At 63.2% G+C, this 8,941-nt stretch carries 9 protein-coding genes; 7 read left to right on the top strand and 2 right to left on the bottom strand.

All coding sequences use genetic code 11. The features are described 5' to 3' along the window. The 7 genes from O2807_07755 to O2807_07725 form a co-directional block, all read left to right on the top strand. The coding region (locus O2807_07755) for a hydantoinase B/oxoprolinase family protein (protein MDA1000395.1) at positions 1 to 3,331 on the top strand (3,331 nt) is incomplete at its 5' end. Positions 3,332 to 3,432: 101 nt separating this feature from the next. Continuing rightward, complete coding sequence (locus O2807_07750; GenBank protein MDA1000394.1) at positions 3,433 to 3,564, top strand: hypothetical protein; 132 nt, start codon at positions 3,433 to 3,435, stop codon at positions 3,562 to 3,564. Between the two features lie 18 nt (positions 3,565 to 3,582). Beyond that, the gene (locus tag O2807_07745; protein MDA1000393.1) at positions 3,583 to 3,909 is read left to right on the top strand and encodes a hypothetical protein; all 327 of its coding nucleotides are present in this window, start codon (positions 3,583 to 3,585) and stop codon (positions 3,907 to 3,909) included. Between the two features lie 80 nt (positions 3,910 to 3,989). Further along, positions 3,990 to 4,907, top strand: coding sequence for an alpha/beta hydrolase (locus O2807_07740; GenBank protein MDA1000392.1), 918 nt, complete (start codon positions 3,990 to 3,992; stop codon positions 4,905 to 4,907). A 35-nt stretch (positions 4,908 to 4,942) separates the two neighbouring features. Beyond that, complete coding sequence (locus O2807_07735; GenBank protein ID MDA1000391.1) at positions 4,943 to 6,148, top strand: HEPN-associated N-terminal domain-containing protein; 1,206 nt, start codon at positions 4,943 to 4,945, stop codon at positions 6,146 to 6,148. Between the two features lie 8 nt (positions 6,149 to 6,156). Next, positions 6,157 to 6,357 (top strand): hypothetical protein, encoded by a 201-nt coding sequence (locus O2807_07730; protein ID MDA1000390.1) that lies wholly within the window; start codon positions 6,157 to 6,159, stop codon positions 6,355 to 6,357. A gap of 11 nt (positions 6,358 to 6,368) precedes the next feature. Continuing rightward, the gene (locus O2807_07725; protein MDA1000389.1) at positions 6,369 to 7,019 is read left to right on the top strand and encodes a flavin reductase family protein; all 651 of its coding nucleotides are present in this window, start codon (positions 6,369 to 6,371) and stop codon (positions 7,017 to 7,019) included. 101 nt (positions 7,020 to 7,120) lie between these two features. On the opposite strand, the gene O2807_07720 is transcribed toward O2807_07725, so the two are convergent. Together O2807_07720 and O2807_07715 are read right to left on the bottom strand one after the other, a co-directional pair. Beyond that, positions 7,121 to 7,606: an N-acetyltransferase gene (locus O2807_07720; GenBank protein MDA1000388.1), complete on the bottom strand. Its 486-nt coding sequence runs from the start codon at positions 7,604 to 7,606 to the stop codon at positions 7,121 to 7,123. Between the two features lie 41 nt (positions 7,607 to 7,647). Then, on the bottom strand, positions 7,648 to 8,941 hold a 1,294-nt coding region (locus O2807_07715), incomplete at its 5' end, for an aspartate aminotransferase family protein (GenBank protein ID MDA1000387.1).

Here is an 8,941-nt window from a genome sequence, read left to right as displayed (position 1 = left end):
AGAAGCCATCGCCCTTTGCCTCTTCAACGCCTACCTGAACGGCACGCACGAAGAGGACGCCGCCGCCATCCTGGCCGATCTTCTCCCGGGCATTCCCCTCATCCTCTCCTCGCGGGCCGCCCCCATCATGGGCGAGTATGAGCGATCCTCCACCGCCGCGGTGAGCGCTTTCATCGCCCCGCGCACCTCGAACTACCTCCGCGCGCTCGAGGCGAACCTTCAGGAGAGCGGCTATCGGGGCTCCCTTCTCCTCATGCAGAGCAACGGCGGGATGGCCACCCGCGCCCATTGCGAGCGCCAGCCCGCCGCCCTCGTGCTCTCGGGCCCGGCCGCGGGGGCCGCGGCGGGGAGAATCTACGCCGCGGCCTGCGGCGCACCCGATGCCGTCTTTTTCGACATGGGCGGGACAAGCTGCGATGTCACCCTCCTGCGGGGGGGACAGCCTGGCATGGTCGATCAGTCCGCCGTGGGCGGCTACCACGTCGCCCTTCCCGCCGTCGAGGTCCAGACCATCGGCACCGGCGGAGGGACGATTGCCTGGGTGGACGCCGGCGGCGGCCTGCGCGTGGGGCCCGAGAGCGCGGGGGCCGTGCCGGGTCCTGCGAGCTACGGCAAGGGCGGCGAGCAGCCCACCGTCACCGACGCCCACCTGCTTCTCGGGAGGCTCGATCCGGTCGGACTGCTCGGAGGCGAGCTTCCCCTCTCCACCGCGCGCGCCGAAGCGGCGATGGCGGCCCAGGTAGCGGGGCCCCTCGGAATGGCGGCCGAGGAAGCCGCCGCCGGAGCCATCCGCCTCGCCAACCGCCAGATGGCGGGCGCGGTCCAGACCATCTGCGCCCGCCACGGCGCCGACCCGCGGAAGATGGCCCTCGTCGCGGGGGGCGGGGCGGGCGGCCTCTCGGCATGCGCTGTCGCTCGGATCTGCGGGATGCGGCGGGTCATCGTCCCGCGGGAGGCGGCGGCGGCCTGCGCCGTCGGGATGATCGGAAACGCTGTGCGCTACGACCGGGTAAAGAGCAGGCGCCTTCGCCTCTCGGAGCTGGACGCCGGGGTGATGGAGAGCGAACTCCACGCCCTCCGCGAAGAGGTGCGCGGCGAGATCGCCGAATCCGGCGGAGACCCCTCCGGCTTCACCTTCACCCCCGCGATGGACATGCGCTATCCCGGCCAGTCCTGGCACCTTTCCGTCGAGGCAGGCAAATCTCCCGAAGATCGCGCGCCGGAGGCGATCGTCCGGCGCTTTCACGCCCTGCACGAGGCGACCTACGGCCATCACCGGGCAAGCGAGCCGGTCGAGATCGTCTCCTTCCGCATCCGGGCCGAGGAAAAAGAATCCGCCCTTCTCCTCGAGCCGCCGGAGAAGGGCGCACCACCCGCGCCACACACGCGCCGTACCGTTTACTTTGAATCCACCCGGACGTGGGAGGATGCCTCCATCTACCGGGGGAAGGACCTTCCGGCGGGGGGAACCATCACCGGCCCGGCCATCGTCGAAGAGCCCACGACCACCGTGCTCCTCGAGCCGGGCGATGTTCTCACCCTCGGTCCGGGCGGCGCCTTTCTCATCGAGATTCCGGCGGAGCGCGCGGCCGCACAGCCCCGGAGTGAAGAAACCCTCGACCCGGTGAGCGTCGCCATCCTTCAACAGCGCCTCGATGTCGTCTCGCGCGAGATGGGCATCATCATGCAGCGCACAGCCCGCTCCACCATCTTCAGCGAGGCGCACGATTTCTCCTGCTTCCTCACCGACCCGGAGGGAAGGCTCGTCTCCCAGGCCGACGGCCTGCCCATCCACACCGGCAGCGGCGGCTTCGCCGTCCGCGGCATCCTCCAGGCCTTTGCGGGGACGTTCGAGGCGGGCGATCTCTTTCTCCTCAACGACCCCTACATCGGGGGCGGCAACCACCTGCCCGACTGGACGGTCATCGCTCCCGTCTTCGCCGAGGAAAAGCTCTGCGGCTTCGTCTGCAACCGGGCCCACCAGGTGGATGTGGGCGGCGGCGTCATCGGCACCTACAACTCCGAGGCCACTGAGATATTCCACGAGGGCTTCCGCATCACCCCGATCCGCATCCACGAGCGGGGCGCCCCGCGCGAGGACATCATCCGCCTGATCCTCGCCAACACGCGCGCGCCCGAGGTCATCGCCCACGATTTCTCGGCCATGATCGGCAGCACCCGCATCGGGGCCGCCCGCCTCGCCGGGATCGCCCGCGAGTTGGGGGTGGCGCGGCTCCATAAAGGCTTCGACGGCATCCTCGATTACGCCGAGGCGCTCATGCGCGCAGAGATCGCCCAAATCCCGGACGGCACCTACACCGGGATCGAGGTGATGAACAACGACTGCTTCGGCCCGGCGGAGATTCCCGTCAAGCTCACCCTCACGAAAAAAGGAACCGATATCACGGCGGACTTCACCGGCACCGCGCCGCAGATCAAGGGCTACAAGAACAGCCCGATCGCGAACACCTGCTCGGCGCTCTACATCGGCCTCTCCTCCCTCGTGGATCCGACCATCCCCCACAATGAGGGAACCTACCGGGCGGTTAAGATCATCGCGCCCGAGGGGACGGTGGTGAACCCCACCTTCCCCGCCCCGGTCACCCTCTGCACCGTCTTCCCGGCGCACGAGATCATCCAGTGCGTCTGGCGGGCGCTGGAGCAGACCACACCCGAGCGGGTCTCCGCCGCCTGGGGCAAGCCCACCTATCCGGTGACGGCGGGCTTCGACGGGCGCGGCGAGTTCTTCGTCCTCTACCACTGGGGGGCGAGCTCGGCGGCGGGGGCGGTCCAGGGAAGGGACGGCTTCGATCAGATCGGCCTTCTCGGCACCCTCGGCGCCCTGACGCTGCCCAACCTCGAGCAATACGAACAGGTCTACCCCGTCCGCTTCCTCCGCCACGAGTTCCGCACCGACGGCGGCGGCCCCGGCAGGTGGCGGGGCGGCGCCGGGGTGCACTACGAAGCCGAGATTCTCGCGCCCGGCACCTACTCCACCCGGAGCGAATCGGCCCGGACGGTGACCTCCTTCGGCCTCCTCGGCGGCGGGGCGGGCAGCATCTCGCGCGTCCTGTGGTCGGAGGACGGCGGCCCCGAGCGAGAGCTGCCCCAGTACGCGAACACGAAGCTCCCCCCCGGAAGGCTCCGCATCGAGGGCCCCGGCGGCGGGGGCTTCGGCGACCCCCTGGAGCGGCCCATGGGGCTCGTCGCCGACGACGTTCGCGACGGGGTGGTTTCGGTGGAGAGCGCCCGGCGCGACTACGGCGTCATCGTCGATCCGGCGACGTTCGAGGCGAAAGCGGAAGCGCGCCGGAAAACACCCGCTCCCTGATTCCCCGCCGCGCTGGCGAATCCCGCCCGTTTGCCCCATATTTATGAAAGCGGCGGCCCTGAAAGATTCTCTCGACCCTAAACCGGTGAAGGAAAGTGGACATGCAAAAGTTTCTGCGGAACAAGGCCCTTCTGCTCGGCATCGTTCTCATCGCCGTGGCGGCCGCCTGGACGCTCTGGCCGCAGGCCGCGGCCTCCGGCGAGACTGTCACCGTCTACAAGAGCCCGACCTGAGGGTGCTGCACCGGGTGGGTGGGTCACCTGCGCGATAAAGGCTTCCGCATCAAGGTCGTGAACGTCAATTACGATGCCCTGAACCGCCTCAAGGCGCAGCGCGGCGTTCCGCGCCGCCTCTGGTCCTGCCACACGGGCTTTGTGGGGAACTACATCATCGAGGGCCACGTGCCGGGCGATGTGATCACCCGCCTGCTCCGCGAAAAGCCCGCCGTCGCGGGCCTCGGGGTGCCGGGGATGCCGGCCGGCTCGCCGGGAATGGAGGGACCGCCTCCCCAGCCCTATACCGTTTTTACCTTTAATCGGAGCGGCGCGCTCCAGGTCTACGCCAACATCCAGCCCTGAGCGGCCCCGCCGACGCGCTACGTGATCTCTTGTAATGCACCACCATCCTCGAATTCATCCGTGAAAGAGGGAGGGAGTACATGCGCAAGGACGTGGAGTTCCAGAGCGCGGGAGACACCTGCCGCGGCTGGCTCTACACCCCGGACGGGGCGGCCGGGCCGCACCCCCTCGTCGTGATGGCGGGCGGGTGGTGCTACGTCCGCGAGCTGGTGATGCCCCACTACGCGGAGTTTTTCACGAGGGCGGGCATGGCGGTCCTCCTCTTCGACTACCGCTGCCTCGGGGTGAGCGGCGGCGCCCCCCGCCAGCATCTCGACCCCTGGGCCCAGATCGAGGACTACAAGAGCGCCATCAGCTTCGCCGAAACCCTCCCCGAGGTGGACGCGGAGCGGATCGGCATCTGGGGCATCTCCTACAGCGGCGGCCACGTCCTCATCATCGGGGCGAGCGACCCCCGGGTGAAATGCATCGTCTCGACGATTCCGGTGGTGGAGGGTTATCGGAACATGCGCCGGGTGCACGGCACCATGGGCTTCCGGCGTCTCATGGCGGCCGTCATCGCGGATCGCAGAAAGCGCTACAAGAACGAGGCGGACCGGGGCTTCATCCCCCACGCGACGCCCGATCCGGAGACAACGCTTTCGAGCTGGCCCTTCCCCGAGACCTACGAGACCTTCCTCGCGCTCAAGAAGACCGAAGCGCCGCTTTATGAGAATTCGAGTACGATCGAATCCGTCGAGCTGCTGATGAACTACAGCGTCTACCCCTTCCTCCCGCGGATTCTGGACATCCCCACCCTCATGCTCGTCGCCGAGGGGGACGACCTGACGCTCTGGGATCTCGAGATCGACGCCTATAACCAAATCCCCGCCGCGAAGAAAAAACTCTTCATCATCCCCCAGACCTCCCACATGACGCTCTACAGCGACAAGTCCAAGCTCGAGATCGCGGCGGAGCAGGCCACCGACTGGCTCGCCGAGCATCTCGTGCGGCCGTAGGGTAGGGGGAGAAATTGTCAAAGGCATAATTCAAAATGACACATAATCTTTGTGTATGTTCAGAATGTTTTGACGATTATGCATTAGTAGACTTTATCAATGGAAATGCATCATCTTGCACGTGTGACTTTTGCGGACAAACTGGTGATGTCCCAATAGCTACGAAACTTGAAGAAGTGATACGCCTTATCGAAGAATCTATCCACACCGAATATGATATGCCACACAACCACTTGCCGTGGGATGGGAGAGAAGGTGGCTGGCAAATTGCAGAGGTCTACGACACTCACGAATTATTATTCGAGGTCATTGGAATCGAATTGCCCAAAGATCAAGATCAAAAACTCGCATACATGATATCAGGTGGAATTACTAACACAGAATGGTGCGAGGACGAACCACTTCGCCTAAGAGAATCCGAGCGCCTAAGATATAGCTGGAGTGATTTCTGCGATTTAATAAAATACGAGAAAAGATATCTGTTCATGGAAGATAATCGGCATTCCGTAGTTCGGGGTGAATTTGGCTCAGACGATTTATTGGACCCCAATGAAATTTTAGGCGAAATTTCAAGAATATGTGAAGAACATGAGCTTTTTGTGGTAGTCAATGCGGGAATTTCTTTTTTTCGCGCCCGACACCAAAAGGATGGCAAAACTCTGTCTGGCCCATTAGACTTCGGTCCACCCCCACGGGAAAAGGCCATTGTCGCAAACAGAATGAATCCTCCTGGGATACCAATGTTTTATGTGAGCACAAACGCCGAGACGGCATTAAAGGAAATCGCCGAAGGTTCTGCAAGTTATGCAATTGCTGAATTTGGATTCAAAAAAGATATATTGATCTTAGACTTGACTAGATTGCCTTCCATCCCAAGTATATTTGACTCAGAAAATCGTCCTTTTCGAAACGAGTTAAATTTCCTGCATGGTTTTTTAAGAGACGTTTCAAAACCAGTCGCAAGGGACAAGAAAAACCATATCGAATATGTCCCTACCCAAGTTGTTACTGAGTATTTTCGGCATCATTATTCTTATCAAGGAAAACAGATAGACGGGATTTGTTATCCAAGTGTCCAAAATAGTACTGGAAAATCACTCGTAATTTTCGCCACACAGGACGATTTAGTTTTACCAGTTGACCTTCGCCCCGAATCCGACTCATGGGGTCAATATTCTTTCGACGAAAAGCAAAAATTCGCATGGATTGAACTACTAGAAACCTCTTCGGTTTCCACATAGGACAGTATATGCCCACGGAATACGCCTGGTTTTTGCCGACGGGAAGTTACGGCGACGGCCACAAGATCAACGCCGAGGTGACCGAGCGCCCGCCGATGCTGGAGTACATCGCCGAGATGGCCCGCACCGCCGAGCGGGCAGACTTCGTGAACCTGCTGACGCCCACCGGCACCCACTGCATTGATGCATGGAGCATGACGGAAGCGTAAAAGGAGAAGGAATGGAGTACCAGACATTCGTCACGGCCGAAATCGAGCACCGGCAGATCTACCGCCTCCTGGCGGGCTCCGTCGTCCCCCGGCCCATCGCCTGGGTGAGCAGCATCAGCAAGGCGGGCGTCCCGAACCTCGCGCCTTTCAGCTTCTTCACATGCATCTGCCACGCCCCCCCGCTGCTCTCCATCGCCGTCGGCGAAACACAGAAGCGGATGAAGGACACGGCGAAGAACATCCTCGAGACGGGAAGCTACGTCATCCACACCGTGGTGAACGGCTACGAGGAAATCATGAACAAGTCCGCGACCGACCTGCCCCCCGGGACGAGCGAATTCGAATTCGCGGGGCTCGAAACGGTGCCCTCCGACGTTGCCGCCGCCCCCCGGATCAAGGACGCGCCCGTCGCGATGGAGTGCAGGCTCCACACCGTGATCACGAACGGGGATGCGTGGAAAACCCACTGCGTCATCGGCGAGGTGATGCGCTGGCACGTGCGGAAGGACCTGATGATCGACGGGAAGTACATCGACCCGGTGAAGCTCCAGCCCGTGGGAAGGCTCGGCGGGGTGAACTACTGCCGCACCCAGGATATTTTCCAGATGGAGCGAACCTGGCCGCCCCCCGACCTCGTGGACCCGAACGCGCCGAAGGCATAAAAAGCCCCCGGGCGTGTACTGCAGGCCCTAGACACCCTTGCCGGGTTTCGTGATTCTTGGACGATCTCCGTGTTGGCTTCCAGAAAAAACCGCTGTCTTAACTAAAGCACGGCGAAAGCAGAAGCGTAGATAACGTCCCCGCTCTTCCCTTCCAGCGCCTTCTCCACCAGTTCCAGCACCATGAAGTACGGACCGGCATAGGACGAATTGAAGGCTTCCGCGATATCGATTCGAAAACCGAAGCGCGAATAGTAATCGGGATCACCAAGCACAAACACAGCCTCCCAGCTTCTGGCTTTTGCAAACTTCAGGCTTTCACGGATCAATCGTGACCCTATTCCCTTCCCTTGATGGCTTGGCACGACAGAAACCGGCGCGAGGGCAAGTGCGCGAATCGGAGCGATCATTTTCGACAACATGATGTGCCCTATGACTTTACCGTCAATTGTTACAACCAACGAGATTTCTGCGTCGCCATCGCGTCTTAACCCATCTACGAGATTAGCCTCAGACGGTCGTCCGAATGCGGCTTCAACAACGGCTCTCACGCCATCATGATCTGCATCGATCTCTTCGCGAACGTCCATATGCCTCTGAATTCCAACCGCGCAGAGCGGGAGAGAGGTTGTTAGAGGGTTTCGATCGCGCCCGCCTCGGCGAGGGCGCGCATGGCGTCATCGAAAATGCCGAGCGTTTTTTCGATGTCCGCCTCGGTGTGCGCCCAGGAGGTGACCCCCCCGGTGTAGGAGAGGACGTCCATCCCCCGCTCGCGGAGCGCCCGCTGAAAAGCGTGCACCCGCTCCGGCGGAATGCCCTTGAGGTCGTGGACCGAGAGGCCCTCGATGCTTCCGGGCCGTGGCGTTTTTCCGAGATAGACGTGGAAGGTGGAAGAGGGACCGTAGACCGCGCCCGCGATCTCGTTGCGCGTGAGGACCTGCCGCATCCCTTCCCTGAGCTTCGCGGCGAGCGCATCCGCGTGCCGCTGGGGCTCGCCGGTTTTGACGATCTCCATCGCGGCCACCCCCGCGGCGGCCGAGAGCGGGTTTGCGCTGAAGGTGCCGCGGTGGAAGACGCCCGCTTTTTTCCCCTTGTACTCCAGCGCCGGATCGAGGAGCCGCATGTAGCGCTCTTTTCCCGCGACCGCGCCGCCCGGCAGACCCCCGGTCAGCATCTTGGCGAGGATGGTCAGATCCGGCGTCACGCCGCAGAGCGCCTGCGCCCCGCCGGGGCTCCACCGGAAGCCGGTGATCACCTCATCGAAGATGAGCAGCGCGCCATATCTGTCCGCCATCGCGCGGAGGGCTTCGAGAAATCCCGCCGGGAGCGTCACCGTCCCCCACGAGGCGCCCGAGGGCTCGAGGATGATCGCCGCGATGCCGGGCTCGCTCCCGAGCGCTTCCTCGGCGCTCGCGGCATCGGCCGGGCGCAGCACCACCGCCTCCTGCGCCGCAGGGAGGATGCCGTGCGAGGGGGGCGCATCGAAGGGAATCTTGATGCCGACGGCGGTGTCGTCCATCCAGCCGTGGAAGTGGCCCTCGAAGCGGAGAATCTTGTCCTTGCCCGTCGCGGCGCGCGCGATGCGGATGGCGAGCATCGCCGACTCGGTGCCGGAGCCGGTGAAGCGCACCCGCTCGGCGGAAGGATAGAGCGCCTGGAGCTGCTCCGCCCAGCGGACCTCGCGCCGGGTGAGGTTGGAGTAGAGGGTTCCCTTCCCCACCTGTTCCTGCACCGCCGCGACGATGGCCGGATGGGCGTGCCCGAGGAGGAGGGCGGCGCTCCCCATCGAATAGTCGATGTATTCGTTTCCGTCGGCGTCCCACTTGCGGGCGCCCTCGGCGCGCTCGATGAAGAGGGGGAAAGGGTCGGAGGCGCGCAGTTCGCTCGTCACCCCGCCCGCGAGGACGTTTTTCGCCTCATCGAAA

This window comes from bacterium, from assembly GCA_027622355.1.
Taxonomy (GTDB): Bacteria; UBA8248; UBA8248; order UBA8248; family UBA8248; genus JAQBZT01.
This window is presented reverse-complemented; position numbering and strand designations above follow the sequence as displayed.